This is a genomic window from Brevibacterium sp. LE-L (assembly GCF_050214925.1).
GTDB lineage: Bacteria > Actinomycetota > Actinomycetes > Actinomycetales > Brevibacteriaceae > Brevibacterium.
Genome location: NZ_CP189759.1, coordinates 2,875,779 through 2,902,565 on the forward strand (window position 1 = coordinate 2,875,779; position 26,787 = coordinate 2,902,565).

The window sequence follows — 26,787 nt, forward strand, 5'->3', positions numbered from 1 at the left end:
CCGGACTCGCCGAGGCGGCCGGAAGGCAGTTCGGGTCCGACCGAGCACTGTTCGGCCGGGCCCGAGCCGTGGAGTCAGGAGTTGTGTTCGCTCTCCCACGTCGAGGAGCGGACCATCGACCGCAGCGACCGCAGCAGCACCGACAGCGGCGCCTGGGTCACGGAGTCGAGCCCGAGGATCGTCTCCGTCGTCTCGATCACGCGGGAGACCACGGTCTCGTTGCGTTCGAGCCATTCGGCCACGCGCTGCTTCGCCCGCTCATCCGGGGTGCCCGAGATCGGCGAATCCGTGGCGGCCAGCACCGTTTCCGCCACCGAGAGGATAGCGGAGTAGAAGTCGTCGCGCATCGAGCCTCGCGCCAGCGCCGACCAGCGGTCGCTGCGGTCGAGCCCGCCGATGAGAGTGAGCACCTGCGACCCGGCGAAGTGTTCGTTCACCGCGTAGTAGACCTCGGCGACGTCCTCAGCGGATTCGTTCGCCCGTGCCGCGAGCTGCGTGATGTCGAGGAGCACGAACTCATCGAGCAGAGCCGCCGCTCGCCATGCCAGATCGCTGGGCACACCGTCGTCGATGTACTCCTGCGCCTTCGCCTGCATGGACTCCGCATCGTAGCCGTCGACGAGCTCGGGCACGCGGGAGCGCAGCGCCTCGACCACCTTGCCGTACATCTCGATGCCCGAATCGACGTCGAGGGTGTCCGGGGCCTGCTGCACGAGCCAGCGCGAGGACCGGTCGAGCAGACGCACATAGTCGTGTTGGAGCTTCACCTGCACCTCGGTGGGCACCTCGTTGTCGAGTGCGCACACCGCCTCGAAGTAGTCGTCGAGGCCGAAGATCTCGGAGACGACGACGAACACACGTGCGATCTGCGGCACCGAGGCGGGTGTCTCCTCGAGCATCCGGTAGATGTAGGTCAGGCCGCCGCGGTCGACGAGGCGGTTGACCAGCTTCGCCGTGGCGATCTCGCGGTGCAGCGGGTGTTCCGGGATGAGCTCCCCGTATTTCTCCTGCAGGGACTCCGGGAAGTAGGAGACGAGTTCCCGCCGCATCCACATCTCATCGGGCACGACGCTGTCGAGGATCTCGTCGGCGGCGTGCATCTTCACATAGGCCAGAAGCACGGCCAGCTCCGGCGACACGTAGTAGCCGAATCGACGCTTGGCCAGTTCGTCGGCGTTGGGCAGGAATTCGACGGCACGGTCGAGGTCGGCGTGCTTCTCCAGGTAATTCAGCAGTCGGCCGTAGGTACCGGACATCGCTTCGGTCTGTGCCCTGGCCTCACCGAGGACGACGTTCTGCGAGTAGTTGTTCGACAGCACCCGATCGGCCACCTGATCGGTGAACGAGTGGAGCACCTGTTCACGCTCCTCGGCGGCGAAGGCGCCCTTGTGCACCAGGGTGCGCAGGAGCAGCTTGATGTTGACCTCGTGGTCGGAGCTGTCGACGCCGGCCGAGTTGTCCACCGCATCGGTGTTGATCTCGACCCCATTCAGCGCCGCTTCGACACGGCCCAGTTGGGTGACGCCGAGGTTGCCGCCCTCCCCGATGACCCGCGCCCGGACATCGGCGCCGTCGATGCGGATGCTGTCGTTGGACTTGTCCCCGACCTCCGCATGGCTCTCTGTCGAGGCCTTGATGTAGGTGCCGATGCCTCCGTTGTAGACAAGGTCGACGGGAGCCTTGAGGATCTCGGACATGAGATCGGCGGGGCTGCGACGACCGGGGTCGACTCCGAGCACCGAGGCGGCTTCGGCACTGAGGTCGATCGACTTCGCCGACCGCGAGAAGACCCCGCCGCCTGCGGAGATGAGCTCCCGGTCGTAGTCCTGCCAGCTCGAGCGCGGCAGATCGAACAGCCTTTGGCGTTCAACGAAGCTGCGTGCGGCATCGGGGTTCGGATCGAGGAAGATGTCTCGGTGGTCGAAGGCCGCGACGAGGCGGATGTGCTCGCTGCGCAGCATGCCGTTGCCGAACACGTCGCCGCTCATATCGCCGATGCCCACAACGGTGAAGTCGTCGGCGGCGGTGTTGAGACCGAGTTCGCGGAAGTGCCGTTCGACGGACTTCCAGGCGCCGCGGGAGGTGATGGCCATCTTCTTGTGGTCGTAGCCGACCGATCCGCCCGAAGCGAAGGCATCCCCGAGCCAGAACCCGCGGCGTTCGGCAATCGCGTTCGCCACATCGGAGAAGCGTGCAGTGCCCTTGTCAGCGGCGACGACGAGGTAGTAGTCGTCTCCGTCGTGGCGGACCACACGGTCGGGGTGGACGACGACGCTGGAGTCGTCGGCACCGTAGGTGAGGTCGTCGGAGACCTCGAGCATGCTCTCGATGAACACCTCGTAGGCGGCCTGACCGGCGGCCATCCACGCGTCCCGGTCGCTCATCGGCGGCAGCTGCTTGGGGAAGAACCCTCCCTTGGCGCCAGTCGGGACGATGAGGGCGTTCTTGACCATCTGCGCCTTGACGAGGCCGAGGACCTCGGTGCGGAAGTCATCGCGCCGGTCCGACCAGCGCAGACCGCCGCGGGCGACGGCGCCGAAGCGCAGGTGCGCGCCTTCGACCTGCGGCGAGTACACCCACATCTCCAGGGCCGGTTTGGGCTTGGGGACGAAGCTGAGCTCGGTGGGCCGGATCTTGAGCACGAGAGCGGTCGGCAGCTCACCGGACTCATCGATGTAGTAGTTCGTGCGCAGAGTGGCGCGCAGCAGCTCGAGTGAGGAGCGCAGCACCCGGTCGGCATCGAGGCTCGCGACTTCGGACAGTGCGGCTTCGATCGCGTCATCGATCTCGGCCATCGCACCTTCACGGCTCTCGTCGTCGGCGGCAGGATCGAACTTCGCGGCGAAGTAGTCGACGAGCAGCTTCGAGATCTCCGGATGGTCGCTGTAGACCTCACCCACATAGGCGTCGGAGTAGGTGAACCCGGCCTGGCGCAGGTATTTGCCCAGGGCGCGGATGATCGTCACATGCTGCCAGGACAGACCGGTGACGATGAGGCGGTCGAAGACGCCCGCTTCCTTCTTGCCTTCCCATCCGGCCATGAACGCGTCGGAGATGCGTTCGCAGTCGTCGTCGCCCAGCTCTTCGGAGAAGCTGAGCCCGAAATCGTAGATATAACGGTGGCTGCCGTCGGCGAGGTCGAGCTCGTGCGGGCGCTCATCGATGACGGTGGCGCCGAACGCCGTGAGGAAGGGCAGCACTTCGGACAGGCCGACCCGCTCGTAGCGGTAGAGGACGAGGCGCACGGAGGCGTCGGCCGAGCGTTCGGGCCGGTACAGGCGCACCGCCGAACCGTGCCCCGCGTCAAGGGCCTCGAACCGGCCGACGTCAGCGACCGCCTCGGCGGGGGTGTGATGCTCGCCGTAGCTGGGCGGGAACGCCTTCGACCACAGGTCGGCGCGCGCATTCGTCGTTCCGCTGTCGCCGTGTTCGGCGGGGATGAGGAAGGCGTGGACATCTTCGGACCACGAACGGACGGCACCGACGATGCGTCGTTCGACATCCTCGGCGCTGATCTGCGGGAGCTGCTCATCGCGAGCCATACGAGCCACGAAGTGGATGCGCGCCAGCGCCGATTCGCTCAGCAGCACGTCGAAGTCGACGCTGTCGGCATTGTAGAACTCGCGCAGAACCTCCTGCACGCGCACGCGGGCATCGGTGTTGTAGAGGTCGCGGGGCAGGTAGAGGATGACAGAGACGAAGCGCTGGTACGGGTCGGCGCGGACGAAGACCCGCGACTCCCGTCGCTCCTGCATGTCGACGATCTCCATGACCACGTCGAAGATCTCTTCGGTGTCCTCGTGGAGGAGATCTTCGCGCGGGTAGGTCTCAAGCACGCCGAGGAGCTCGTTGGCCGAGTGCGAACCGGCGGGGAAGCCGCTGGCGGAGAGGATCCGGGAGACCTTGCGGTCGATGACGGGGATGTTGAGGACGCTGTCGTTGTAGAACTCGGGTTTGAACACACCGACGAAGCGACGTTCGCCGACGATCTCGCCGGAGGAGTCGAAGGTCTTCACCCCGATGTAGTCCATGAAGGACGAGCGGATGACGCGTGAGCGCGAGTTCGCCTTCGTCAGCACGAGCACATGCGGTTCGAGTGCCTTCTCGGCCACGGCCCGGCTGAGCGGCGATTTCACGAGGGGGCGCAGAGCGGAGATGCCCATCGAGGTGTCTTCGATCGGTTCGAGGCTGCTGTGCTCGGCATCGTGGGTGTAGTCGTATTCGCGGTAGCCGAGGAAGGTGAAGTGACCGTCGAGCCAGTTGAGCAGGGCTGCTGCGGCTTCGGCTTCCGAGGCCAGCTCCGGGCGGGGAGCATGGGCGGAGAGTTCGGCCGCGATGTCCTTGGCCTTGCTCGCCATCGCCTGCGCGTCGCGGGCGGCGGCAGCGACGTAGGCGAGGACTTCACGCAGCCGCTGCTCGAGTTCGGCGAAGTCGTCTTCGGGGATCCGGTCGATCTCGAGACGGATCCACGACTGCTGCTGCGGGTCATCGGAGGACTGAGCGTCCGGCGCTGCGGAGACCTGCGGGAGGCTTGCCGTATCAGCGGTCACCGAGGGGGCCTCGGCCGGGGACACAATCGAGAGGTCGGAACCGGAACCGGAGACGGTGATGATCGGGTGATGGACGCGGCGGATGGCTCGACCGGCCGCCGCCAGGTCGCTGACGATCGAGGACACGAGGTGCGGCATATCTGCCAGCACCAGCGCGACGACCGTGTGATTGTCCCGGAATTCCGGTGAGTCGACGGCCGGGTTGTAGATCGCGATCGCCGGCGTCTGCCCGTCATATTCGGTGCCGACGGCGAAGTGTCGAGCCGCTGCCGCGGCATAGGCCTCGGGGTCGCTTGCCCCTGTTTCGAATCGCGGATAGTACGCGTCGAGGAAATTCTCGGGGGCACCCTGCCCTCGCAGCTTCCTCCACTCTTCTGCAACGTCCGAAATTGAGACCTGAGTCACTGTGCCACCTCTATGAGAACCGAGCAATCGTCACGCGGTTCGTCCTCGAACCGCCATCTCCCACACTATGCCCAAATATCGAGAAAGGCACGCCGAGCGGCCTGATGTGGTGTACCGTTCATTCGCTGGCAAACTGGAGCTATGCGAACTCTGACCCTCAATCATGACTACTCGGTCGACCTCCTGACATTCTTGGCCAAACTCGCCGACGTCGGCTCTTGGGAGAAGCTCGGATCCCGGGCCAGCTCGGAGCACATCGATCCCGACACCGAGATGACCGTGCGGACTCCGATGCCCAAAGGCGAACTTCCCGCGGCCTTGGCCTCCCGCCTGCCGAATGAGACCGAGCTCGTCGAGGTCTACATGATCCCCGGAGACGTCCTCGGCGATGAGGCGGAGATCCGAATGTCCGCACGTGCCGCCGGGGTTCCCGTGGAGATCGACGCCGTGATCGAACTCAGGCAGGTGGACTCGGAGACGAAGCTGACGGCGCACGCTGAGATCAGCTCGTCGATCCCGATGTTCGGGGCGATGATCGAACAGGCCGTGGTGCCGATCCTGGACAAGCGGCTGAGCGAGCGTCTCCGCCGTTTCGAAACCCTCTGAAGTCGACTCCGACTCAGCCCTCCTCGGCGAGGAGCTGATCCAGTTCCGTGACGTCGTACCACAGCAGATCCGACTCGCCGAGGCGGTCCTCCGCCGCCTGCGCACCCGCAGTTCGGGCGAGTTCCACGGCTTCGTCCCAGACCGCTTCCTCGTCGAGGTGGAAGCTGGCGACTGCGGACATGTCGAGGGTGTCGATGCCGATGAGTTCGAATCCGTCGGTCAGCCGGTGGCGTGAGCTGGACTCGGGTGCATCGTAGGCGACGATGACACGGGCGGCGGGCCCCGCCTCGGCGAGGGGAACTGCGGATCCGGACTCCTCGGCACCGAATGCCGCGCTGGAGGCGAGAGCGGCGGCGATGCACATGGCGTCGAATTCGGCGGTCTCGAACTCCTCGCCGCGCAGGCTGCGGCCGTGCTCATCGGGGGCAACAGCCCGAATGTCGGTCAGTCCCGTGCGCAGCGCGCTCAGGGTGGTCGGAATGTAGCAGCGGATGGCCATGCCCTCATCCTAGTCCCGTCACAATCGGACCCTGGATCTGCCGGGCCTGCGGCCCTGCTTCCTTTCGCCGCCGTCCCGTCGGCCCCTTCCGCCCCCGGTCCGGCGGCTGCGTTTGCGGCCGGGCAGCAGATCCTCGGCCATGGCCGCGATCTCCTGGCAGAGGAGGGAGCGCGGATTCTGCTCGTGCAGGGTCTTGCCCGCCAGCATTGCGGCATCGGCGGTGGCCCGATCATCGCTGAGGACGTAGTCGGGGGTGACGCGGACGAAGCGGTTGAGGACCTCGCGGATCCTCGCCTCGGGCGGATGACCGACCGCGCCGGGTCGCAGCTTCGTGATCACCAGACGCATCTTCTCCCGCAGCTCCTCTGCCCGCGGCGTGCCCAGCAGCTTGACCAGACGCTGCAGACCGATCGGCTCTCCTGCAGCGAGCACGAGGACGACATCGGCCGCTGCGAGCGCCGCCCGGGTGGCGCAATGCCGGTCGTAGAAGGGGTCGGCCATCTCGTCATCGGGATCGACGCGGTCGCTGACGTCGACGACGACGAGATCGTAGAGCCTCGCGAGCCGATGCAGCACGGCTTCGAGCACTGACGCTCGGATCTCCGGCCATCGCTCGGGCTTCGTCAGTCCCGTGATCACGTGGAAGTCCTCCCGGACCACGGCGTGGGGCACGGAATGCCCGTCGAGGGGGACGGACCGATCGGACTGCGCCCGGCACAGGCTGGCCAGATGGGAGGATTCCTCGGTCAGCCCGAGTGTGGCGGCGACCATCCCCGAAACGGTGTCGGCGTCGACGATGACGGAGCGTCGGCCGAGGCGGGAGGCCTGGTCGGCCAGGTTGACCGCAGTGAGGGTCCGCCCCGGCGAAGAGCCGGTCCCCCACACCGTGATGATCCTCCCCTGTCCTCCGACCGGGCCGGGAGGCGCTGTCGGTCGTGGAGGAACGACGGTGGAGGCGCGGAGATCGTCGAGCGCCGTGGCCAGAGCGGCCGCATCGGCGTCGGTGCCGACCCGGACGGTGATGCCCAGCCCGGCAAGCGCGTCGGCATCATCACCGAAGCCGAGGACCTTCGCCCCCGTGGCCGCGACAGCAGCGACCACCTCGGCATCGAGCCCCGGGAAGTAGCGGCCGATGATGACGACCTCGGCGCTGCCGGTCCGACAGTGTGCCAGCAGCTCCACCTCGTCGGCGGGACGGGCGACGATGGTGACGTCGTCGATGTCGCTGAGGAGTTCGAAGAGGATGAGGTCGTATTCGAAGTCGACGGCGAGCAGGACCTGAGTCATCACTGCCCGCTGTCTGCCGCGACCGCCGAGGGCGCCCCGACCACGGAGAGTACGCTGCGCCCGTCGAGGGCGGCAAGCACGTCGGAGAGCTGCCCGGTCTCGACGAAGACCTCGATGCGCGCTCCGTCGCCGACCCCGAAGCTGCCCACGTCCCGCGTGATGTGGGCGACGGGTGCGGATTCGACGAGCTGACGCGGTGCGGGCCCGTCATCGTCGAGGCCGTTCTGCTCCGGCTGCGCCCACACATCGACGAGGCTTCCCGCGGCGACGACGCTGGGGACGGAGCCGGCGACATCGATGGCGACGACACGGCCTTCGAGCTCCGTCAGAGGCGCGACCGTCGAGGCGGCCAACAGCTCCCCTGCGGCCACGACGCTGCGCACGCTCGTCCCTGCGGGCAGGTCCTCATCCGCCGAAAGGTATTTGCTGCCGATATCCGCGAGATTGACCTCGGCCACCCTGAGGTCCGTCGCATCAAGGACTTCACCGGGGACGAGAGCATGAGCGCTTGCCCAGACGCGGGTGGTGGAATTCGCCGCGGCGATGAGCAGATAGGTGCCGACCACGGCGAGGACGACGAGCATCGCGCCCACAAGAAGTCGGGTGTCGGTCCATTTGGGGCGGCGGATTCGCTTCGAGAGCTCCATTGCATCTCCAGATTCGCGGAAGTTTCGCTGACAGAAACTGTTTCTCAGTGATAGTATTAGGCATCAAATGATGCCAAAGCAATGTTTTTGGCAAAGTGAATCAACAAGCAGACAGACATCTGGAATGGGAGAAGTCACCACATGGTCGTCGAAAACCGCTTCCTGCCGCTCACCGATGTGGCCGAACTGCTCAATGTCTCGATCGCTCAGGCCAGGGCCCTGGTCCGCTCGGGCGACCTCCGTGCGATCAAGGTCGGCGGACGCGGCCAATGGCGCGTCGAGAAGTCGGAGATCGAGGCTTATATCCAGCGCATGTACGAGCGCACCGAGCACCAGATCAAGACCGGCTCGATCGAGGACTGACTCCGCCTCTGCCCGTACCCCAAGTTCCACAGCCGACTCACCCGAAGGGGTTGGTTCGGGCGTGGACGGCGGCGATCGCGGCGAACGGGATCATCCGGCCCGCGATCTCGACATAGTCGGCACCGACGAGAGTGCAGCGTCCGCGTGTCGGCCCGGGACGGTCTGCGACGTCGATCGCCACTTCCTCATGCATTGCCGCCCAGCGGCGCAGCGCCGAACCCAGACCCAAGCGCTCGAGCCCTCCCGCCTCGAGGCGGTGGACACGTGAGTCCGCCCGCAGTCCGCGGATCCAGCTGATCGCGATGACGGAGGTCTCGGCTCCGTCGACGACGAGGATGTCGCGACCGAGGAAGTCGGCCGTGCCCGCGATCTCCCGCGCCGGCATGACCACCTGCACCGCCTGCCCGAGCGCCCCTCGGATCCTTTCCAGCAGTGTTCGCTCGGCGGCCTGAGCGGCTACTTCGTCACCGAACTCTCCCCTTCTGGCGTGCCGTTCGGCGGCGGTCTCGGCGGCTTCGACGTCCGCCAGGAGTGCATCGATGCGATCATCCATAATCGCTAAGCCTGCCCCAGCTGTAGTCGACTTTCAAGAGCCGGAACGAAGCGCGTGAGAACTACAGTGGTGTAGTTATTCGTAATCTATTGACAACAAATCACATCTAACGACATCATTGGAATCAATATCCAATGGAGGATGTCTAGATGTATCTCTTGATCGCATGCGCGGGGTCTTGGCTGGTTCTGCTCGGTTCACTCTGCACCGCGTGGGCACAGCTGCCGCAGCCGCGGACGACGAATGATCTCGTCGTCATCACCATCATCGGCGCCGCCGCTCTGGCATTCTCACGTCTCGGTCTCGTCTCCCTCCTCACCCTGCTGCTGCGGCTCCTTCCCTCCGGCCGCTTCAGGGCACTCCTGGCGGACTGCCTCGTCAGAGCCATGCCGCGGCTTCTCGCCTCGAGCGTGCTCGCCGCAGTGTCGGCCGGTCTCGTCGTCCAGGCCGCGCAGGCCGCTCCGGTCGCCGGAGACCTCGGAGACGCGATGCCCGCGGCGGGCCCGTACACGGCGACCGCTGCGCCCGCCGATCCCGGATGGCCGACTGTCGAAGGCGGCGCCTCGGCCGCCGATGGTGAGTACTCCGATGGCGATGCGCCCGCGGACGAGGACCTGCATGATCCGGCCTGGCCCACCGAACCTCCGAAAGAAGCCGCTGCTCCGCCTGAGGATCCGTCTGCACCACCGCGAACCGACCACCGGGAACCCGCCGACGACGTGCACGATCCCGCTGCTGCCGAGGATCCCGAATCACGACCGGATGCTGCAGCCCCCTCGCCGACTGTGCACGTGGTCGAGCCTGGGGAGAGCCTGTGGTCGATCGCCGCCGAACTCGTCGATGCCCCAGAGGACACCCCGCAGCTTGTCGACGACGTCTATACCGCCAACCGCGAGATCATCGGGCCCGACCCGAGCCTCATCATCGCAGGTCAGAGATTGGAGATTCAGCCATGACCGCCCCGCTCACTCTCACCCGTCCGCAGGCGCCGCAAGCTGCGCCCCGGCGGAACTCCTTACCGCTGTCCACGTCCCCATCGGGACGCCGGGTGAGCGCACGGGTCAGCGGACTTGACGATGAGTCCGCGGACGAACGGCAGCGGATAGCGGCCACGGCCGCCTCGTTGGCGGTGGCCTGCCTCGAAGTCCTCGCCGGAGTCCGACGCAGCGACACGATCGCCCGCTGGGTCGATCCCGAACTGCTGGCGAAGATCGATCACCGCGCTCAGCTGCGCGCAGAGGTGGCGCCGCGACATCCGGCCAGCGGTCTCGGCGCGCAGCCGGCGGTGCAGCCGGGGAGGGCACATGTGTGCCAGGTGAGTCCCGGGATCGCCGAAGTCACGGTCATCGTCCGCAGCCCGAACCGCATCCGGGCGGTGGCAGTCCGTTTGGAGCTGCTCACCACCCGGTGGACGCTGACGGCGCTGCAGACGATGTGAAGTCTGCGCGCCCCTAAGTCAGCTCTTGGCCTTCTTCTTCGCGCGTCGCTCGGCCCGATTGGCCGGAGCCGGTTCGTCGTCGTCCTCAGATTCGGAGATCGAGGAGGAGCCGTTCTCCGATGGGGCCGACAGCTGCATCTTCGGGGTCGTATGCCGCAGTTCCTCGGCGTCGACTTCGACCTCGGAGTCGTCCCCGGACTCCGCCGGTGAGGAGCTGACCTGGACCTTGAGCGTATTGGTGAGGCGGACGACGTCCTCCTTGATCCCATCCTGCATGGTGGTGAACATGTCGAAGCCCTCCCGCTGGTATTCCACCAGCGGATCACGCTGCGCCATCGCGCGCAGTCCGATGCCGTTCTTCAGGTAGTCCATTTCGTACAGGTGCTCGCGCCAGCGTTTGTCGATGACGGAGAGCACGACACGGCGTTCGAGTTCGCGGGTCGCATCCTCACCGAGCTCTTCCTCTCGCTGGGAGTAGAAGACTTCGAGGTCCGACTGGATCTCCGTATTGAGTCGATTCTTCGTGAGGTTGCCGAGTCCGCCGACCTCCTCGGCGAGGTCTTCGGAGGTGATCGACGGAGTATAGATCTTGCCGAGGGCTTCGAAGAGTTCGTCGACCTGCCAGTCCTCGACCGGTCCTCTCGTCGCCTGGGCGACGTAGGCGTCGATGATCTCTTCGCGGAAGTTCGCGACCTGCTCTTTGAGGTCGGCTCCGTGGAGGACGCGGCGACGTTCGTCGTAGATGACGGTGCGCTGACGGTTGAGTACGTCATCGTATTTGAGGACGTTCTTGCGCTGTTCGGCGTTGCGCTGTTCGATCTGCGACTGGGCGGAGAGGATGGCGCGGCTGACCATCTTCGACTCCAGCGGCACATCATCGGGCACATTGGCCGTGGCCATGATGCGTTCGGCGGCGCCGGAACCGAACAGGCGCATGAGGTCGTCGGTCAGCGACAGGTAGAAGCGGGATTCGCCCGGATCGCCCTGACGTCCGGAGCGTCCGCGCAGCTGGTTGTCGATGCGGCGGGATTCGTGGCGTTCGGTGCCGAGCACGTAGAGACCGCCGAGTTCGACGACCTCCTCCGCATCGGCCTTGACCTTCTTCTCCGCCTCCTTGAGCACATCCTGCCATTCGGCTTCGTACTGGTCCTCATTCTCAGCCGGATCAAGACCCCGCCGCTCCATCTCTGCGACAGCGAGGAATTCCGCATTGCCGCCGAGCATGATGTCGGTGCCTCGACCGGCCATATTCGTGGCCACGGTGACCGAGCCCTTGCGGCCGGCCAGCGCCACGATCGAGGCTTCCCGAGCGTGGTTCTTTGCGTTGAGGACTTCGTGCTTGACCCCGCGCTTGGCCAGATGCTTGGAGAGGTATTCGCTCTTCTCCACGCTCGTCGTGCCGACGAGGACCGGCTGGCCGGCCTCGTGTCGAGAGACGATGTCGTCGACGACGGCTGCGAACTTCGCGACCTCGTTCTTGTAGACGAAGTCCGACTGGTCGACGCGCTGCATCGGCTTGTTCGTGGGGATCGGCACCACACCGAGCTTGTACGTCGACATGAACTCCGCGGCCTCGGTCTCTGCCGTGCCCGTCATGCCGGAGAGTTTGTCGTAGAGGCGGAAGAAGTTCTGCAGAGTGATCGTCGCCAGGGTCTGGTTCTCGGCCTGGACCTGGACGTTCTCCTTCGCCTCGATGGCCTGGTGTAGACCTTCGTTGTAGCGGCGGCCCTTGAGCACACGGCCGGTGTGTTCGTCGACGATGAGGACTTCGCCGTCAAGGACGACGTAGTCCTTGTCCTTCTTGAACAGCTCCTTGGCGCGGATGGCGTTGTTGAGGAAGCTGATGAGCGGAGTGTTCTCCGCGTCGTAGAGGTTGCCGATGCCCAGGTAGTCTTCGACACGCTCGATGCCGGGTTCGAGCACGCCGACGGTGCGCTTCTTCTCATCGACTTCGTAATCGCGATCGGTCTTCAGCCGCTTGACGACCTTGGCGAACTCCCCGTACCAGCGGTTCGCATCGCCTTCGGCCGGGCCGGAGATGATCAGTGGGGTGCGTGCCTCGTCGATGAGGATCGAGTCGACCTCGTCGACGATGGCGAAGGAGTGTCCGCGCTGGACGAGTTCGTCGGCTGACCAGGCCATGTTGTCGCGCAGGTAGTCGAAGCCGAATTCGTTGTTCGTGCCGTAGGTGATGTCCGCAGCGTACTGCTTCCGGCGCTGGTCCGAAGGCATGTTCGCCTGAATGCAGCCGGTCTCCATACCGAGGAAGCGGAACACACGGCCCATGAGCTCGGACTGGTAGGTGGCCAGATAGTCGTTGACCGTGATGATGTGGACCGGGTCCCCGGTCAGTGCGTTGAGGTACGCCGGCGCGGTGGCCACGAGGGTCTTGCCCTCACCGGTCTTCATCTCTGCGATGTTGCCCAGGTGCAGAGCGGCGCCGCCCATGAGCTGGACATCGAAGTGACGCAGGCCCAGGGTGCGGCTCGAGGCCTCCCTCACCGCGGCGAAGGCTTCGGGCAGCAGGGAGTCGAGGCTCTCTCCGTCCTTGTAGCGCTCCTTGAACCTGCCGGTTTCCTCACGCAGCTCAGTGTCGGACATCTCGCTGAACTCGTCGGACAGCTCATTGATGGCATCCGTGTATCGGCGGAGCTTCTTCAGAGTTCTGCCTTCACCTGTGCGCAGAAGCTTCTCGAGGAAATTAGCCACTTTTCTCCTAATCGGCATGACTGCCGGACAACAACTCGAACGACTGTATAGTCTCTAGCTTAATGGCAGGTGAGTGCCTTCGAGGTCCACTCCGCTCAGGCCCAGCCATGTGGCCATCGCCTGGAGCTCTTGGACGAGCTCCGCTGTGTGCTCCTCCCCCGGCTCCCATGTCACCCGGTGTGCACGCAGGGTGCCCGCCGCACGGTCCCGGTGCAGATCGACGCGGCCGACGAGCCGATCACCGAGGAGGAACGGCGTCACATAGTAGCCGTACACGCGCTGCGGAGCGGGGGTGTAGATCTCGATGCGGTAGTGGAAGTCGAAGAGCCAGTCGATGCGCGGCCGGTAGAAGACGAGTGGGTCGAAGGGAGCCAACAGTGCTCGCGCGTCCACTGTGCGCGGGGTGCGTGCCTCATGCCAGCGCAGGGCGGTGACGCCGTCGACCTCGACTTCGCGCAGTTCACCAGTGGCAAGCAGTTCCGCGATGGCGGTGTCGGTGGGTGCGCGCAGCTGTCGGAAGTAGTCCGCGATATCGTCGGGACGGGCGATTCCCAAAGCACGGGAGGCGGTGCGGGTCAGGGCGAGGACGTCGTTGTCGACGCCGGAGACTCCCCGCTGACGGGAAGCGACGGGGTCGAGGCCGAGGTCCGGGTTCTCAGGGGTCCCGAAGGCCAAGGGGATCTCGGGCAGTTCCGGGGACACGTGTTTCGTGCGTGCGTAGATCCGTTCGAAGTGATCATTGCGCCCGGAGGCGCTGATCACGCCTCCGGCGAACAGCGCCTCGAGGGCGAGTTTGACCTGGCTGGGGTTCCAGCCCCAGTGCCCCCGATGCCGTTCGGGCAGATCATGGTCGACGAGTTCGGAGACCTGGCGCGCCGTCTTCGGTCCTGCGGCCAGCACGTCGAGCACGGAGGTCTGCAGCCCACGGAAGGCGGCACCGGATTCGGGGTGCCGTTGTCCGTAGTCGTTTCGCCACCACTCGGCGCGGTTGCGTGCGAAGTGGTTCCACGTCTGCGGGGGCACGAACGCCGCCGCATGGGCCCAGTATTCGACGCCCATCCTCGGCGAGGAATAGAACAGGCGGTCGAGCGTCTCGCGTGGGTACGGTCCCAGGCGGGAGAAGAATGGAAGGTAGTGGGAGCGGACGACACGCGCCACGGAGTCGATCTGGGTCAGCCCCATCGTGGCGAAGACTGATCTCAGGTGGCGAGCCGTGACCCGCTGCGGTCGCGGCCGGTCGAGTCCGGCCGCCGCGATGGCAGTCCTGCGTGCCTGCGCGCGTGTCATCTTCTGCATGATCCCACGCTACATTCCCCTCCCCTATTACTACCCGACGGCGGCCCAGCAACCTCGCGCGAGGTTGCTGGGCCGCCGTCGGGTAGTAATAGGGGAGGTTAGTCGGCTGCTTCTTCGAGTTCGCGGTCGAGGGCGATGACTCCGTAGCTCCAGCCCTTGCGGCGGTAGACGACGGAGGGCTTGCTCGACTCCTCATCGATGAACAGGTAGAAGTCGTGACCGACGAGCTCCATCCGGTTGAGGGCCTCTTCGATGCCGATCGGTGCGGCGGTGAAGGTCTTCTCCCGCAGGACCACCGGCGAATCGCCCTCGGCCTTGATCCGACCGTTCGTCTTGTCGACGTTCGTCGGCTGATCGTCTGCCGCGGCCGAAGAGTCGGCGTCAGGGTCGGGAATCAGCGGTTCGGCAATCGGCATCTTCGCCAACGCTTCGGCGGTGGATTCCTTGCGGTGGTGACCCGAACGCGGAACCTTGTGCCGATCTCTGGCGCGCCTCAGCCGCTCGACGAGCTTGGCCCATGCCAGATCGAGGGCCGCGTATTTGTCGCTGGCCATGGCCTCAGCCCGAATCGCCGGCCCCTTCGCCACCACGGTGAGTTCAACCCTCTCGCTCGTCTCGGGCTGGCGGGAGTTCTTCTCGTGGGTGACGTGCACTTCGACGCGCTGAGCTCGGGGAGCGAGCTGTTCGACCTTCGCGATCTTGTCCTCGATGTGGGCTCGAAAGCTGTCGGAGATGGTCAGTTGACGGCCGTTGACAACGATGTCCATGATGTGTCCTTAGCGACTCGCTCGTCGGATTCATCCGATCCCATGCCCTTGGATGGGTAAACACCGTTATACAGTAAAGGGAGAGACAAATCGAGTGCCCCCGCGGCCGAGCCCGAGAACGGCTCCTGCAGCGGGTCTGATCTGCACCGATGCTAATAATCGTGCGCTTTCTGCCAAGGTCGCACCGGTCGTGGAGAAGTCATCGACGAGGATGTCCGCCGAGGCGGCCCGCCGCCGGTCACGCGGTTCGGATGACCGAATGATCTCCAGTTCCACCGCATCGAGATGCTGGGTGCGAGAGGCGTTCTTCGACCGCTCCTTCGCTCCGAGCCCGACCTGGTCCCGGGACCGTTCGGCCCGCAGCACGTCATGGACTTCCAACGGCAGCTCCGGGGCCAGCTCCTGCGCCCTCCGCGCCAGAGCGGCGGTATGGGAACCGCCGCGACGACGCCTGGCACGAGCTGAGCTTGGGGCCGGGAAGAGTCTGATCGCCCCTCCCCTGTAGCCGATGAGGTCGAGGGCCGCGACGACCGAGCGGTTCAGGGCCAGTGCCAGGGGATCGAGGATGTCGCGGCGGCCTCCGTCCTTATATCCGACGACCATCCGCGAGATGCGCGAGTTGTATTCGCAGACGCCGACGATCGGAATCTGACCGTAGCGCGGCTCCATCGCCCGCGGGATTCCGCCGAGCAGCTGCAGGCAACTCGTACACAGCGAGACGTTCTCCCGCCCGCATCCGGCGCATCGTCGGGGCAGGAGCAGTTCGCCGACCTCCTCGAGCAGCCCCATGGGAGCAATCTACTATGCGCCCGCAACCCCACGGGCCTAGCGGTCAGCCGGGGTAGGACGGATCCTTCGCCGCAACATCGACGAGTTTCTGCCACGCATTCGAGTTATACGAATACAGCGCCCCCTCGGAGCCGGTGACCAGGATCGAGCGGCCATCGGCGCCACCGGCGATACGGCTTCCGCCGGAGACCTCACCGAGCTGCTCCGAGGGACCGGTGACGCCGATGCGGAACGGCTGCGCGGAGTCGCCCTCTTCGGCCGCCAGAGCCACCAGATTGGTCGAACCGGCCCAGGAGACGTCCTTGACCTCGTCGAAGTTCGCGCCCACGGAGATCGGGGTCTCGGAAGCGTGGCCGGACGGATTGCCGGCCTTGTCCCGGGGGATGCCCACGACGTCGATGCGGTCCGGTTCTCCCTTATGGCGACTGAGCAGGGCGACTCGGGTGCCGTCGCGGGAGACTTCGACGTCGGCGAGCTGCCTGCCGGAGAGGAAGTCCACGGCCACGGTGAAGACCTTGCCGTCACGGCCCACCGCCTTGAGCTCTCCCTTGTTCTTGGCTTCCCCGGTCCACGTCATGTTGAACCGGTCGATACTCGGACGCACGAGCTGTCTGCCCTCGAGGATCGGGGTGGCGTCGACCGCGTCAGATTTCAACCGCATGAGTTCCCGGCGCTCGTTCTGCAGGTACACGTACAGGGAATCATCGAGCGAGACCGCAGGATCGCTGGCCTTCTTCCCCTTGAGGTTCGGACTGTTCTCGACCTTGGCCACGGTGGTGCCCGAGACCCGGGAGAGCCGATTGTCGGCGAGCACCACGGGAGGACCGTCGACCTGGATGGACGTGTCGGTCTTCGGCTGCAGGCTCGCAGAGATCGTCTGCCCGCCGATGCTCAGTTCGATGCTCGAGACCGAGGGGATGACCTGAAGAGTCGTTGAGATCTGCTGGCGGATCAGCCCCTTCTCCCGGTCCGAGAGGGCGGGGCTCTGCGGTCCCAACGACACATGTGCGACCCCGTTCTCGATCGTCACAACGTTCGATTCGCTGAGCTTCGCGCCGTCCGGGACAGCGGTGATCACCGCGCCCGACAGATACGGGGCCGGCCCGCTGAGCAGTTCGTTCATCAGCGCAGTCGGGGTCGACGAGGAGCGGAGGAACCACCGGGAGTCGGGGACGAGATACGAGTAGTCGGAGGTGAAGAACTGCAGCGAGTAGTTGAGGAAGATCGTGCGGAAATCGGACTGGCTGATGAGCAGGCCGTCCGGGGCCGAGGAGATCCGCCATTCGCCGTTCTCCTGCCGCAGCGAGAACTCCAGAGTCGACTGGGTGCCGGGTTTCGTCGAGTTATACACGCCGGAGGAGTCGACGAGGCCGACTACCGGGGCCGACATGCTCAGGGTCTTCTGGTCGGAGGTGACCTCTTGGTTCAAGGAATCGATGTCCGTGTCGTTGGGCAGCACCGACACGGATTCCTGCGGACTCCACTCCTGCGCCTCGGCCTCGGTGAGGAAGGAACGGGCGACGGAGAAGTTGTTGCCGGTTCCCGCGCCCGCGGCGAGGAATCCGCGCACGATCTCCGAAATGCTGTCGCCGGGTTCAGGCCCGTCGGGGATGCGGGCATTGCTGGCCCCGGGATCCCCCGAATCGTCTTCGATGTGGCCGACCGGTGAGGAGGTCGGGATCGACGAGCAGCCGACGAGGGCAAGAGAGGCGAATACGGAGACCAAGATCGTCCGCATGCGGAACCTTCGTGACTGCAGCGATGTCATGATCGGCCTCCTTCGCCTTCGCCATCGGTCTCGGCGGCGTCGCCGAGGCGGTTGTCGTCCTCATCGGAATCCGCCGCCTCGGCGGCATCGGTGTCCTGCTGTTCGTCCTCGGCGGCCATCGTCTGATCGGTTTCAACGACGATCGGGATCGACCCGGTCTGGATCCGCACGGATCCATCGGAAGACAGAGGACCGGCGACGAGGGCGGCACCCTGGATCTGCGCATCGCGGGGCGGCAGCGGCAGCGGTGAGGAGGTGATCTCCTGATCCGGGCGACGCGGAATCGTCAGACGGAAACAGGACCCCTCGCCGGGTTTGCCCCAGACCTGCAGCCACCCGCTGTGCAGGTGAGCGTCCTCGAGTGAGATCGCCAAGCCCAGCCCGGAACCGCCGAGGGTGCGTTTGCGGGCCGGGTCGGCGCGCCAGAACCGGTCGAAGACATGCTCGACCTGTTCCAAGTTCATGCCCACACCGTGGTCGCGCACGCTGACTGCGACGGCCTCGGCATTGGAGGCGACATAGATGTCGATCGGGTTGCCCTCACCATGCTCGATCGCATTCACCACGAGATTGCGCACGATGCGGGTGATGCGCACCCGGTCGACCTCGGCCATCACCGGCGAGGACGGGGCGTGGACGACGATGCCCGTCGACATCTGCTCGGCGACCATCGACACCGTCTCGATGACGGAGGTGACGATGGCCCCGATGTCGACGGGTTTGGCCACGAGCGCTGCGGCACCGGCATCGTAGCGGGAGATCTCGAGCAGGTCGGAGAGCAGATTGTCGAAGCGTTCGGCCTGCGAATTCAGCAGCTCGGCGCTGCGGGCGGTGACGGGGTCGAGTTCGTCACGCGAGTCGTAGATGAGGTCCGCGGCGGCGCGGATCGTCGTCAGCGGTGTGCGCAGTTCGTGCGAGACGTCGGAGACGAACTGACGCTGCAGCACGGACAGCCGTTCCATCTGCTCGATCTGATGCTGCAGAGTGTCGGCCATGTCGTTGAAGCTCTCACCGAGCACCGCGATCTCGTCGTTGCCGTGCACGGGCATGCGTTCGTCGAGGTCACCGTCGGCGATGAGGCGGGCGACTTCGGCCCCCGTGCGCACAGGGGTGACGACGAGGCGTGTGACGATCCAGGCGACGGCACCGACGAGGACGACGAGGACGTGTGCGGCGACGAACATCGACCTCTGCACGAAGTTCAGGGTGTCCTGCTGTTCGCTGAGATCGCCCAGGTAATAGAGCTGGAATTGGCCGGCGCCCGGGATCTGCAGCTCCTGGGTGATGAGCAGTCCGGGGCCGTTGCCGTCCGGCAGACTCACTGATTGGTAGAGCTTGTCATCGGTCGGGGCTTTGCGGATGGCTTCGCGCAGTTCGTCGGTGACGGGCACCTTCGCCGTTTCCCCGTCCTCCTCGGCGACGCCGGCGGTGATCGTGGTGAACGAGGAGTTCGGTTCCTTCGGCTCCAGTGTCAGCGAATACACCGACCCGGCCGAACGGTTGTAGATCGACGACAACTGCGAAGACAGGGTGTCCTGAGTCACCGCCTGACCATCGACGGGAGCCAGAGAACGCAGCTCGGAAAGGATCGACCGGGCCTGTGAGGACAGAGAGTCCAGACGGGTGTCAAAGAGGCCGCGGGCGATCTGCTGGGACATATAGGTGCCGACTCCGAAGATCGCCACCGAAGTGAGCACGATGGTGAGAGCGACGATCCTGACCTGCAGGGAGTGGCTGAACGATCGAAGGATGAAACTCCAGAACGTTCGCAGTGCCGAGGCCGCGGTGCGGATGGGCCCGCCCGCTGCCGACCCGGAACTCACGCGGCTCTGCCGGCCTTATAGCCGACGCCGCGGACAGTGACGATGATGTCGGGTTTCTCTGGGTCGCGTTCGATCTTCGACCGCAGCCGCTGCACGTGCACGTTGACCAGTCGAGTGTCGGCGGCATGACGGTAGCCCCAGACCTCTTCGAGGAGAGTCTCACGAGAGAACACCTGCCAGGGTTTGCGGGCCAAGGCCACCAGCAGATCGAATTCGAGGGGAGTCAGCGATACCGGGGAACCGCCCTTGGTCACGGTGTGGCCGGCCACGTCGACGACGACATCGCCGACGGTCAGCAGCTCCGGGGCCTGCGGTTCGGAGATCCGCAGGCGGGCACGGACACGGGCGATGAGCTCCTTGGGTTTGAATGGCTTCGGCACATAGTCGTCGGCACCGGATTCGAGACCGAGGACGACGTCGACGGTGTCCGATTTCGCCGTGAGCATGATGATCGGCACCGAGGACACCTCGCGGATCTCTCGGCAGACTTCGAGACCGTCCTTGCCCGGCAGCATCAGGTCGAGGAGGACGAGGTCCGGGCTGACCTTCTGGAACTCCTCGAACGCCTGGTCGCCTGTGGCACAGAAGAAGGGCTCGAAGCCTTCACTTTTGAGCACAATTCCGATCATTTCGGCCAAAGCCGTGTCATCATCAACTACGAGGATTCGAGCGTTCATGCTCCCATTGTCCCTTATGTTCGCCTGTTCTTTCGTTCCCGACACTCCTACCCTATCGGGCCGAGCCGACCACCTCGGTCATCACGTGGCCTCTGCTCGGCACGAACAGGAGAATCATGGCAGGATTGGCAGTGATGGGACGCTCGAATGCATGGACCTCGGAGGTCGACTGGCACACCGGCCGATGGCAGGCCCGCACCGCATCCGCCCCGCATCACAGCTGGGCGCCTCCGCCGCCTCGCGGACTGTTGCCCAAACGTCCGCTGACCTTCATCGAGGCACTCGATTCCGGGTTTCGGCTGCTGCGATTCGCGCCGGGGCTGAGCATCGGCTCCTCCCTCATCGTCTTCACGCTCTGGAGCCTTCTGCTCACCGCCATCGGCACATTCGTCGCCGTGCAGTTCCTGCCGTTCCTCTACGATCTCAGCGGCAACGACGAGGCCCTCTCCGGCTTCCTCGCCCTCGCCCAGCTGGGATCGGCTGCTCTCAGCCTGCTCAGCCTCGGACTGGCACATCTGCTCTCCGGACTCATCGCCACCGGCACCCGCGCCTCCTTCGGAGCACGCAGGACCACCCTGTCCGAGGCGTGGAAGGCCCTAGCCGGCCGTCGGCTGCGCCTGGTCTCAGCGACCGTGCTCATGTCGGCGATCAACCTCGGCCTGCTGCTCGCCCTCGCCGCCCCCACCGCTCTGTTCGCTCTCATCGATTCTCCGGTTCTCGCCTTCGTCTGGGCCGGAATCGCCGTGCTGCTGTGGCTGCTCGCACTCCTGTGGATCAATCTGCGCCTGTCCTTCCTCGGCGCATCGATCGTCGTCGAGGATCTCAATGTGCGCGCCGGGATCCGCCGGTCGTGGGCGCTGACATCGCGCGGGTACTGGAGGCTGCTCGGTCAGCTGGCGCTCGGCTATTTCCTGTCGAATCAGCTCGTCCAGCTCGTCATCTCACCGCTGGTCTTCGTCATCTCCATCGCCGTCGGCCTCGGCTTCGCCACGACGGAGGGCAACGACACCGCACAGCTCGTCCTCGGAGTCGTCGCCGGCGGTCTGCTGCTGGCTCTGACGCTGATCTCCTCAGCCGTGCTCTTCGCCTACTTCTCCTGCCTCGTCACGGTCTGCTACTTCGACCAGCAGATGCGCACCGAAGGTCTCGACCTCATCCTCATCCGCAGTGAGGAGGAGCGATGACCGGCAGCCTCTTCACCACCGCGGTCTCGGTGGCCCAGCTCAGCGCCGCCTCGGCGAGCATCGACCGCAGGACCGGCCGCGAATGGGTCGAACATGAACTGTCGAAGCAGGAATACGCGGCCAACGACCTCACCCCGCTCGAGCAGATCGGCCAGTGGCTGTCCTCCCTGTGGGATTCCCTCGTCAGCGCCGCGCTGGGGGCGAATTCGCCGTGGCTGCTGCTCCTCGTCGTGCTCGCCGTGATCGCGATCATCGCCCTCATCATCTGGCGCATCCGCCGTGCCGGGTTCCGCCGCACCGGCCTCCCGCTGTCGGCCTTCGACCCGGTCGTGTCCCTGCCCGAACCCGGTCCGTGGCGCGAGAGCGCGGCCCGGGCCGCGGCCGCGGGAGACTTCGAGACTGCGGTCATCGACGAGTCCCGCGCGATCTTCGCGGTCCTCTCGGTCAAGCAGATCGTGTCGTTGGAGTCCTCGGCGACGGCCAATGAGATCGCCCACGACGCCGAGGCGGCCCTGCCCGACCACGGCCCGGACCTGCACCGCGTCGCTGAGGTCTTCAACGACCTCCTCTACGGACAGAGGACCGCACAGCGGTCGCGACCGGACCGAGACCTGTCCGCGGTCTACGCGCAGCAGTGCGCTCTCGACCGGAGCCTGAGCGCGCTGCCGGTCCGCAACAGGCAGGAGGCACCGGCATGAGCGCACAGCTGGATGTGGCCACCCGCGGCACCCGTTCGAGCACCCGCATCCCCTTCGGCACCCGGATGCGTTCGGTCGGAGTCTGGATCACAGCGGCCATCGTCATCCTCATCGTCGTCATCGCGATGATGGTCCTCACAACCGATGACGAAGTCGACGAGCCCCTCCACTTTGATTCGACCTCGCGGAGCGGGACGAAGGCTCTTGTCGAGACGCTGCGCGCCCACGGCGTCGAGGTGACCACCACCGAGGACAAGAAGACGGCACGCACCGCAGCCGCACGTCCCGATACGACCCTGCTCATCCCCGCCAACACCGATGCCCTGTCGGCCGGGGACATCAACGGGTTCGAATTCACTCTGCGCAAGCACGCCAATCGGCTCGCGCTCGTCGACCCGGGCGCGAACGTCGCCTCATTCACCGACCGCATCACCGTCAATGACAATGGGAGTCCGCTGAGCACCCCGGACCCGGTGTCACAACCGGACTGTTCGGCCCCGAGTGCCCGTGCCGCCGGCACCGTGACCACCGGTGAGATGGAATACGCCGAAACGGCGAAGGGCACCGACGGCATCACCGCGTGCTACCCGTTCGCGGGCCCGGGTGTGACGGAGGTCGACGGCGCCGAGGTGGCTCCCGGATCCGCGCGCGGACAGCTCGTCACCGATACCGGTGGTCCGGTCCCCCTGACCGTGATCGGCAATCCGGAGTGGGTGACGAACGAACACATCGATGAGGAGGGCAACGCCGCCCTGGCCCTCTCGACGCTGTCGGAGACCGACCATCTCGTCGTGTACTACCCGCAGTTCGACGCCGATGAGCAACCGCCGCCGTCGCTCATCGACTACGTGCCCAGGTGGTTCCTCGCCGGTGCCCTGTGGCTCATCCCCTGCACGCTCGTCCTCCTCCTCGTCCTCGGGCGGAGGTTCGGCCCCCTGGCCGTCGAGCGACTGCCCGCGATCGTGCCCGCTGTGGAGACAGTCCACGGCCGTGCTGCCCTGAGCTCCCGCAGCCACGACCGTGCCGGTGCTCTGCACACTCTGCGCACAGCGGCGCTGCTGAGGATCGCCAAACGTCTGGCGCTGAGCCCCGATGCCCGCATGCCGGACATCCTCGACCGCATCGCCGCAACCACCGGGGCGGATCCGGCTCTGCTCCATCATGTCTTCGTCTCGGCTCCTGTGCGTACGGATGCCGAACTCACCGACCTCGTCCATCAACTCACCCAGATCGAAAGTGAGATCCCATGACCCAGTCGCCGCAGGACAACTCCGCACCCCAGACTCCCGCTGCGCCGGAGGCCCCCGAACCGGACACGCCCCCTGCTCCGCAGACCCCGGTCGGCGGCGAGGCCCCCGCCCAGCAGGTGACTGCGCCGGGACCGGATCCGCTGCGCGAGGCCTTCACCGGTGTGCGCACCGAGATCGCCAAAGCCGTCGTCGGTCAGGACCAAGCGGTCACCGGAATGCTCATCGCTCTGCTGAGCCAGGGACATGTCCTCCTCGAAGGTGTGCCCGGAGTTGCCAAGACACTCCTCGTGCGCAGCTTCGCCGCCGCCGTCTCCCTCGAGAGTTCACGCGTCCAGTTCACCCCTGACCTCATGCCCAGCGATGTCACCGGTTCGCTGGTCTTCGACGCCTCGGCCGCTGACTTCTCGTTCCGTCCCGGACCGGTGTTCACGAACATCCTCATCGCCGATGAGATCAACCGCACCCCGCCGAAGACCCAGTCGGCGCTGCTCGAAGCGATGGAGGAGCACCAGGTGTCCGTCGGTGGTCGTCCCCGCCGGCTGCCCGAACCGTTCCTCGTCGCCGCCACGCAGAACCCCGTCGAATATGAAGGCACTTATCCGCTGCCGGAAGCCCAGCTCGACCGGTTCCTGTTCAAACTCGTCCTCGACCTGCCGGAACGTGAACACGAGTTCGAGATCCTCGAGCGCCACGCTCGCGGCTTCGATGCCGCCGAGCTCTCGGCGGCGGGCCTGCGCCCGGTCGTCGACGCCGACCTCATCGCCGGCGCCCGTGAGGCCATCGCGGGAATATACATCGCGCCGCAGATCATCACCTATGTCGTCGATCTCGCCCGCGCCACCCGCCGGGCCCCGTCCCTGGCGCTGGGTGTCTCCCCCCGAGGAGCGACGAGGATGCTCGGAGCCGCCCGCGCCCACGCGTGGCTGAGCGGACGGAACTACGTCACCCCCGACGATGTCAAGGCACTGGCGCATATGACGCTCGGTCACCGTGTCATCCTGCGGCCCGAGGCGCAGATGGACGGCCTCGACGTCAATCAGGTCCTCGATTCGATCATCGCCACCACCGAAGTTCCGCGCTGAATGACCGCCCGGCTGTTCCTGCTCACTCTCCTCGGTCTCGTCCCGATCCTCCTCGTGCCCACCTGGACGATGGGGCTCATCGTGATCGGGGTGCTCATCATCGTCGGAGTCCTCGACTTCTTCCTCGTCCCCCGCATCCATGATCTGCGGCTGCAGCGCACACCGGGCCCCCTCGTCCGCCTCGGCGCCGGGACCCACAGCACGCTGACGCTGATCAACGATTCGCCGCGGCGACTGCGACTGGACGTCCGTGACGCGTGGGCGCCGAGCGCCGGAGCGGTGAGGACCCGCTCACATCATGACCTGGCGCCCGGCGAGGAGGCCGAGGTGCGCACAGCACTGCAGCCGGTCAGGCGTGGAGCCCTGCCGGCCGATCTGGTGACGGTGCGCAGCCGCAGCGTGCTCGGTCTCATCGCCCGCCAGAAGAGCATCGAGGTCCCCGCCGAAGTCCGTGTGCTGCCCCCGTTCGCCTCTCGCCGGGAACTGCCGTCGAAGACGCAGAAGCTGCGTGAGCTCGAGGGCCGGTCCGCGGTGATGATCCGCGGCCTGGGCACCGAGTTCGATTCGCTGCGCGACTATGTCGACGGTGATGATGTGCGCTCCATCGACTGGCGGGCCAGTGCCCGCGCTCAGGATCTCGTCGTCAAGACGTGGCGACCGGAGAAGGACCGAAGGGTCGTCATCGTCGTCGACTCCTCCCGCTTCGCCGCCCGCCGCTGCGGTGAGGGTACGGTCTTCGATGCGGCCCTCGAAGCGTCTCTGCTGCTCACCGCCCTGGCCACCGGAGCAGGCGACCGCGTCGATGTCATCGTCGCCGATGCCCGGGTGCGCGCCATGGCCTCGAGCCGACGCGCCCACGACCCGGTCCATGACCTGTCGGTGGCATTGACCCCGGTGCATCCGGAGCTCTTCGACGCGGATTGGGAGTCGATCACCGCCTCGGTGCTGGCCACGGCTCGTCAGCAGGCGCTCGTCGTGTTGGTCACGCAGCTCGATGAGTCGACGCTCGCCGACGACATTCTGCCGGTCCTGCCCACCCTGACCAGCCGTCACCGGGTGGTCGTGGCCAGTGTCGAGGATCCTTCCCTGCGTGACCTCGCCGAGGCTCGCGGTGATGCCGAGGAGATCTACACCGCGGCCGCCGCCGAGGCGGAGCTGCTGACGACGACCTCGTTGCGGACCCGTCTGCGCGGGCTCGGTGTGTCCTCGGTGCAGGCCGCACCGGAGGATCTTCCCGGTGCCCTGGCCGACCTCTACATCCGGCTCAAGGTCACCGGGGGCCTGTGAACGGGTTCCCGGCCCCGGACTCATCTGCCAGCTCACACGGACCCGTCGGCGGCCGCTGACCGGGTGTTCTAATGGTCGGTGGAGATGACGGAATAACCGGCCTGATGTTCGTCGAGATCGGCGCTGAGCCCGGCCTCGGCCGCGCGTTTGCCGAAGTGCCGGGCATAGAGGACGACGGCCGCGGTGTAGAGGACTCCGATGGCGATCTTGAGCACCGGCGGAATCGGGTTCGGAGTCACGAACCCCTCGATGAGGCCCGAACCGAAGAGCAGAATCACGAGTCCGCCGGCGACGATGAGCAGCGACCGGGCTTCGGAGGCGAGCTTGTCACGACGGAGTCGGGGCCCCGGCACGACCCAGGCGAAGAAGAGTCGCAGGCCGGCGGCTGCGGCGAGGATGATGCAGCTGATCTCGGGGATCCCGTGCGGCAGGATGTAGAGGAAGAAGTCTGACGCTCGGTCGAACTCGAACATCATGGCGCCGGAGAAGCCGACGTTGATCGCGTTGGAGAACAGTCCGGCGACGACATAGACGCCGGTGATGCCCAGGAGGACGAATTGGACGGCGATCCACGCGTTGTTCGTCCACACGCCCACCGCGAAGAATCCGTTCGGGTTCTCCTTGTAGTAGTCGACGAAATCGTGTTCGGCGAACTGTCTGCGGAACTCACGGTCGCCGAAGGTCTCGAGCACTTCCGGGTGCATTCCCGCCCACACTCCGGAGACGACGGCGACGGCGAGGAACGCCGCGGCCACGATGACGAAATCCCAGCGCAGGCGGTACAGCGACAGCGGCAGGCTGATGACGAAGAAACGCGACAGACCCGACAGTCCCCCGCTCGGTACGGAGGACAGATGGTTGCGGGAACGGTGGACGATCGCGGAGAGCCGGGCGGCTTCGAGCGAGTCCGGGGCGACGGTCATGATCCGAGAGAGATCCTTCGACGCCGCCCGGTAGAGGTCGAGGAACCGTGTCGTCTGATCGGGGGTCAGCGTGTTCTTCTTCGCCAGTGCCGACAGCTCCTGCCAGTCATCGCCATGCAGCTCGGCCAGAAGGTTCGGATCCATGCCTCCACTCTATCGGAGACCGCATGCCTCATGACGATTTCT

The 26,787-nt window shown here is 65.9% G+C and carries 22 protein-coding genes; 9 read left to right on the forward strand and 13 right to left on the reverse strand.

Annotated elements, in window-relative coordinates; genetic code table 11:
* Window positions 1-74: 74 nt before the first annotated feature.
* A complete protein-coding gene (locus ACQE2J_RS13095) occupies window positions 75-4,955 on the reverse strand; it encodes an NAD-glutamate dehydrogenase (RefSeq protein WP_135538168.1) in 4,881 nt (1,626 codons plus the stop codon).
* Window positions 4,956-5,096: 141 nt separating this feature from the next.
* On the opposite strand from ACQE2J_RS13095, the gene ACQE2J_RS13100 reads away from it, so the two are divergent.
* Window positions 5,097-5,561 (forward strand): DUF2505 family protein, encoded by a 465-nt coding sequence (locus ACQE2J_RS13100; RefSeq protein ID WP_135538166.1) that lies wholly within the window; start codon window positions 5,097-5,099, stop codon window positions 5,559-5,561.
* Window positions 5,562-5,574: 13 nt separating this feature from the next.
* On the opposite strand, the gene ACQE2J_RS13105 is transcribed toward ACQE2J_RS13100, so the two are convergent.
* Genes ACQE2J_RS13105 through ACQE2J_RS13115 form a run of 3 tightly spaced genes read right to left on the reverse strand, consistent with a single transcriptional unit; the run spans window position 5,575 to window position 7,994 of the window.
* Window positions 5,575-6,060 carry a DUF6912 family protein gene (locus tag ACQE2J_RS13105; RefSeq protein WP_135538164.1) on the reverse strand — a complete coding sequence of 162 codons (486 nt, stop codon included), beginning with the start codon at window positions 6,058-6,060 and terminating at the stop codon, window positions 5,575-5,577.
* Between the two features lie 18 nt (window positions 6,061-6,078).
* Window positions 6,079-7,347 (reverse strand): AAA family ATPase, encoded by a 1,269-nt coding sequence (locus ACQE2J_RS13110; protein WP_240689628.1) that lies wholly within the window; start codon window positions 7,345-7,347, stop codon window positions 6,079-6,081.
* Window positions 7,347-7,994, reverse strand: coding sequence for an SAF domain-containing protein (locus ACQE2J_RS13115; protein ID WP_135538162.1), 648 nt, complete (start codon window positions 7,992-7,994; stop codon window positions 7,347-7,349). The genes ACQE2J_RS13110 and ACQE2J_RS13115 overlap by 1 nt, the downstream gene beginning before the upstream one ends.
* Before the next feature lie 141 nt (window positions 7,995-8,135).
* Between ACQE2J_RS13115 and ACQE2J_RS13120 the strand changes: the two genes are divergently transcribed.
* The gene (locus ACQE2J_RS13120) at window positions 8,136-8,357 is read left to right on the forward strand and encodes a helix-turn-helix domain-containing protein (protein ID WP_135538160.1); all 222 of its coding nucleotides are present in this window, start codon (window positions 8,136-8,138) and stop codon (window positions 8,355-8,357) included.
* Window positions 8,358-8,394: 37 nt separating this feature from the next.
* Here the strand turns inward: ACQE2J_RS13120 and ACQE2J_RS13125 are convergent, their stop codons facing one another.
* Complete coding sequence (locus ACQE2J_RS13125) at window positions 8,395-8,910, reverse strand: hypothetical protein (protein WP_135538158.1); 516 nt, start codon at window positions 8,908-8,910, stop codon at window positions 8,395-8,397.
* A 149-nt stretch (window positions 8,911-9,059) separates the two neighbouring features.
* Between ACQE2J_RS13125 and ACQE2J_RS13130 the strand changes: the two genes are divergently transcribed.
* Both ACQE2J_RS13130 and ACQE2J_RS13135 read left to right on the forward strand, forming a co-directional pair.
* The gene (locus ACQE2J_RS13130) at window positions 9,060-9,866 is read left to right on the forward strand and encodes a LysM peptidoglycan-binding domain-containing protein (RefSeq protein ID WP_135538156.1); all 807 of its coding nucleotides are present in this window, start codon (window positions 9,060-9,062) and stop codon (window positions 9,864-9,866) included.
* Between the two features lie 92 nt (window positions 9,867-9,958).
* A complete protein-coding gene (locus ACQE2J_RS13135; protein ID WP_240689611.1) occupies window positions 9,959-10,348 on the forward strand; it encodes an Rv3235 family protein in 390 nt (129 codons plus the stop codon).
* An 18-nt stretch (window positions 10,349-10,366) separates the two neighbouring features.
* Here the strand turns inward: ACQE2J_RS13135 and secA are convergent, their stop codons facing one another.
* From secA to mtrA, 7 genes are all read right to left on the reverse strand, one after another.
* On the reverse strand, window positions 10,367-13,057 hold the full coding sequence (gene secA / locus ACQE2J_RS13140; protein WP_135538152.1) for a preprotein translocase subunit SecA: 2,691 nt from the start codon (window positions 13,055-13,057) through the stop codon (window positions 10,367-10,369).
* 54 nt (window positions 13,058-13,111) lie between these two features.
* Window positions 13,112-14,353, reverse strand: a complete 1,242-nt coding sequence (locus ACQE2J_RS13145) for a winged helix-turn-helix domain-containing protein (protein WP_135538150.1) — start codon at window positions 14,351-14,353, stop codon at window positions 13,112-13,114.
* A 98-nt stretch (window positions 14,354-14,451) separates the two neighbouring features.
* On the reverse strand, window positions 14,452-15,120 hold the full coding sequence (hpf, locus tag ACQE2J_RS13150) for a ribosome hibernation-promoting factor, HPF/YfiA family (protein ID WP_135538148.1): 669 nt from the start codon (window positions 15,118-15,120) through the stop codon (window positions 14,452-14,454).
* 66 nt (window positions 15,121-15,186) lie between these two features.
* Complete coding sequence (locus ACQE2J_RS13155; protein WP_135538147.1) at window positions 15,187-15,909, reverse strand: ComF family protein; 723 nt, start codon at window positions 15,907-15,909, stop codon at window positions 15,187-15,189.
* A gap of 43 nt (window positions 15,910-15,952) precedes the next feature.
* A complete protein-coding gene (locus ACQE2J_RS13160; protein WP_425119473.1) occupies window positions 15,953-17,677 on the reverse strand; it encodes an LpqB family beta-propeller domain-containing protein in 1,725 nt (574 codons plus the stop codon).
* Window positions 17,674-19,500 (reverse strand): MtrAB system histidine kinase MtrB, encoded by a 1,827-nt coding sequence (mtrB, locus tag ACQE2J_RS13165; protein ID WP_426936454.1) that lies wholly within the window; start codon window positions 19,498-19,500, stop codon window positions 17,674-17,676. The genes ACQE2J_RS13160 and mtrB overlap by 4 nt, the downstream gene beginning before the upstream one ends.
* On the reverse strand, window positions 19,497-20,177 hold the full coding sequence (mtrA, locus tag ACQE2J_RS13170; RefSeq protein WP_135538143.1) for an MtrAB system response regulator MtrA: 681 nt from the start codon (window positions 20,175-20,177) through the stop codon (window positions 19,497-19,499). Before mtrA ends, mtrB begins: the two co-directional genes overlap by 4 nt.
* A gap of 116 nt (window positions 20,178-20,293) precedes the next feature.
* Between mtrA and ACQE2J_RS13175 the strand changes: the two genes are divergently transcribed.
* Genes ACQE2J_RS13175 through ACQE2J_RS13195 form a run of 5 tightly spaced genes read left to right on the forward strand, consistent with a single transcriptional unit; the run spans window position 20,294 to window position 25,678 of the window.
* Window positions 20,294-21,361: a hypothetical protein gene (locus tag ACQE2J_RS13175; protein ID WP_240689609.1), complete on the forward strand. Its 1,068-nt coding sequence runs from the start codon at window positions 20,294-20,296 to the stop codon at window positions 21,359-21,361.
* Window positions 21,358-22,059, forward strand: coding sequence for a DUF4129 domain-containing protein (locus ACQE2J_RS13180; protein WP_135538142.1), 702 nt, complete (start codon window positions 21,358-21,360; stop codon window positions 22,057-22,059). Before ACQE2J_RS13175 ends, ACQE2J_RS13180 begins: the two co-directional genes overlap by 4 nt.
* The gene (locus tag ACQE2J_RS13185; RefSeq protein WP_135538140.1) at window positions 22,056-23,309 is read left to right on the forward strand and encodes a DUF4350 domain-containing protein; all 1,254 of its coding nucleotides are present in this window, start codon (window positions 22,056-22,058) and stop codon (window positions 23,307-23,309) included. Before ACQE2J_RS13180 ends, ACQE2J_RS13185 begins: the two co-directional genes overlap by 4 nt.
* Window positions 23,306-24,391 carry an AAA family ATPase gene (locus tag ACQE2J_RS13190; RefSeq protein WP_135538139.1) on the forward strand — a complete coding sequence of 362 codons (1,086 nt, stop codon included), beginning with the start codon at window positions 23,306-23,308 and terminating at the stop codon, window positions 24,389-24,391. The genes ACQE2J_RS13185 and ACQE2J_RS13190 overlap by 4 nt, the downstream gene beginning before the upstream one ends.
* Window positions 24,392-25,678, forward strand: a complete 1,287-nt coding sequence (locus ACQE2J_RS13195; RefSeq protein WP_135538137.1) for a DUF58 domain-containing protein — start codon at window positions 24,392-24,394, stop codon at window positions 25,676-25,678. It abuts the gene before it with no gap.
* Window positions 25,679-25,746: 68 nt separating this feature from the next.
* On the opposite strand, the gene ACQE2J_RS13200 is transcribed toward ACQE2J_RS13195, so the two are convergent.
* Complete coding sequence (locus tag ACQE2J_RS13200) at window positions 25,747-26,745, reverse strand: stage II sporulation protein M (protein WP_426936455.1); 999 nt, start codon at window positions 26,743-26,745, stop codon at window positions 25,747-25,749.
* Window positions 26,746-26,787: the final 42 nt, after the last annotated feature.

Bases quoted from the DNA above. Each gene is read 5' to 3' on its own strand.
- ACQE2J_RS13100 (WP_135538166.1), top strand. From the start codon at position 5,097: ATGCGAACTCTGACCCTCAATCATGACTACTCGGTCGACCTCCTGACA.
- ACQE2J_RS13105 (WP_135538164.1), bottom strand. From the start codon at position 6,060: ATGGCCATCCGCTGCTACATTCCGACCACCCTGAGCGCGCTGCGCACG.
- ACQE2J_RS13110 (WP_240689628.1), bottom strand. From the start codon at position 7,347: ATGACTCAGGTCCTGCTCGCCGTCGACTTCGAATACGACCTCATCCTC.
- ACQE2J_RS13115 (WP_135538162.1), bottom strand. From the start codon at position 7,994: ATGGAGCTCTCGAAGCGAATCCGCCGCCCCAAATGGACCGACACCCGA.
- ACQE2J_RS13120 (WP_135538160.1), top strand. From the start codon at position 8,136: ATGGTCGTCGAAAACCGCTTCCTGCCGCTCACCGATGTGGCCGAACTG.
- ACQE2J_RS13125 (WP_135538158.1), bottom strand. From the start codon at position 8,910: ATGGATGATCGCATCGATGCACTCCTGGCGGACGTCGAAGCCGCCGAG.
- ACQE2J_RS13130 (WP_135538156.1), top strand. From the start codon at position 9,060: ATGTATCTCTTGATCGCATGCGCGGGGTCTTGGCTGGTTCTGCTCGGT.
- ACQE2J_RS13145 (WP_135538150.1), bottom strand. From the start codon at position 14,353: ATGCAGAAGATGACACGCGCGCAGGCACGCAGGACTGCCATCGCGGCG.
- hpf (WP_135538148.1), bottom strand. From the start codon at position 15,120: ATGGACATCGTTGTCAACGGCCGTCAACTGACCATCTCCGACAGCTTT.
- ACQE2J_RS13155 (WP_135538147.1), bottom strand. From the start codon at position 15,909: ATGGGGCTGCTCGAGGAGGTCGGCGAACTGCTCCTGCCCCGACGATGC.
- ACQE2J_RS13160 (WP_425119473.1), bottom strand. From the start codon at position 17,677: ATGACATCGCTGCAGTCACGAAGGTTCCGCATGCGGACGATCTTGGTC.
- mtrA (WP_135538143.1), bottom strand. From the start codon at position 20,177: ATGAACGCTCGAATCCTCGTAGTTGATGATGACACGGCTTTGGCCGAA.
- ACQE2J_RS13175 (WP_240689609.1), top strand. From the start codon at position 20,294: ATGGCAGGATTGGCAGTGATGGGACGCTCGAATGCATGGACCTCGGAG.
- ACQE2J_RS13180 (WP_135538142.1), top strand. From the start codon at position 21,358: ATGACCGGCAGCCTCTTCACCACCGCGGTCTCGGTGGCCCAGCTCAGC.
- ACQE2J_RS13185 (WP_135538140.1), top strand. From the start codon at position 22,056: ATGAGCGCACAGCTGGATGTGGCCACCCGCGGCACCCGTTCGAGCACC.
- ACQE2J_RS13190 (WP_135538139.1), top strand. From the start codon at position 23,306: ATGACCCAGTCGCCGCAGGACAACTCCGCACCCCAGACTCCCGCTGCG.
- ACQE2J_RS13195 (WP_135538137.1), top strand. From the start codon at position 24,392: ATGACCGCCCGGCTGTTCCTGCTCACTCTCCTCGGTCTCGTCCCGATC.
- ACQE2J_RS13200 (WP_426936455.1), bottom strand. From the start codon at position 26,745: ATGGATCCGAACCTTCTGGCCGAGCTGCATGGCGATGACTGGCAGGAG.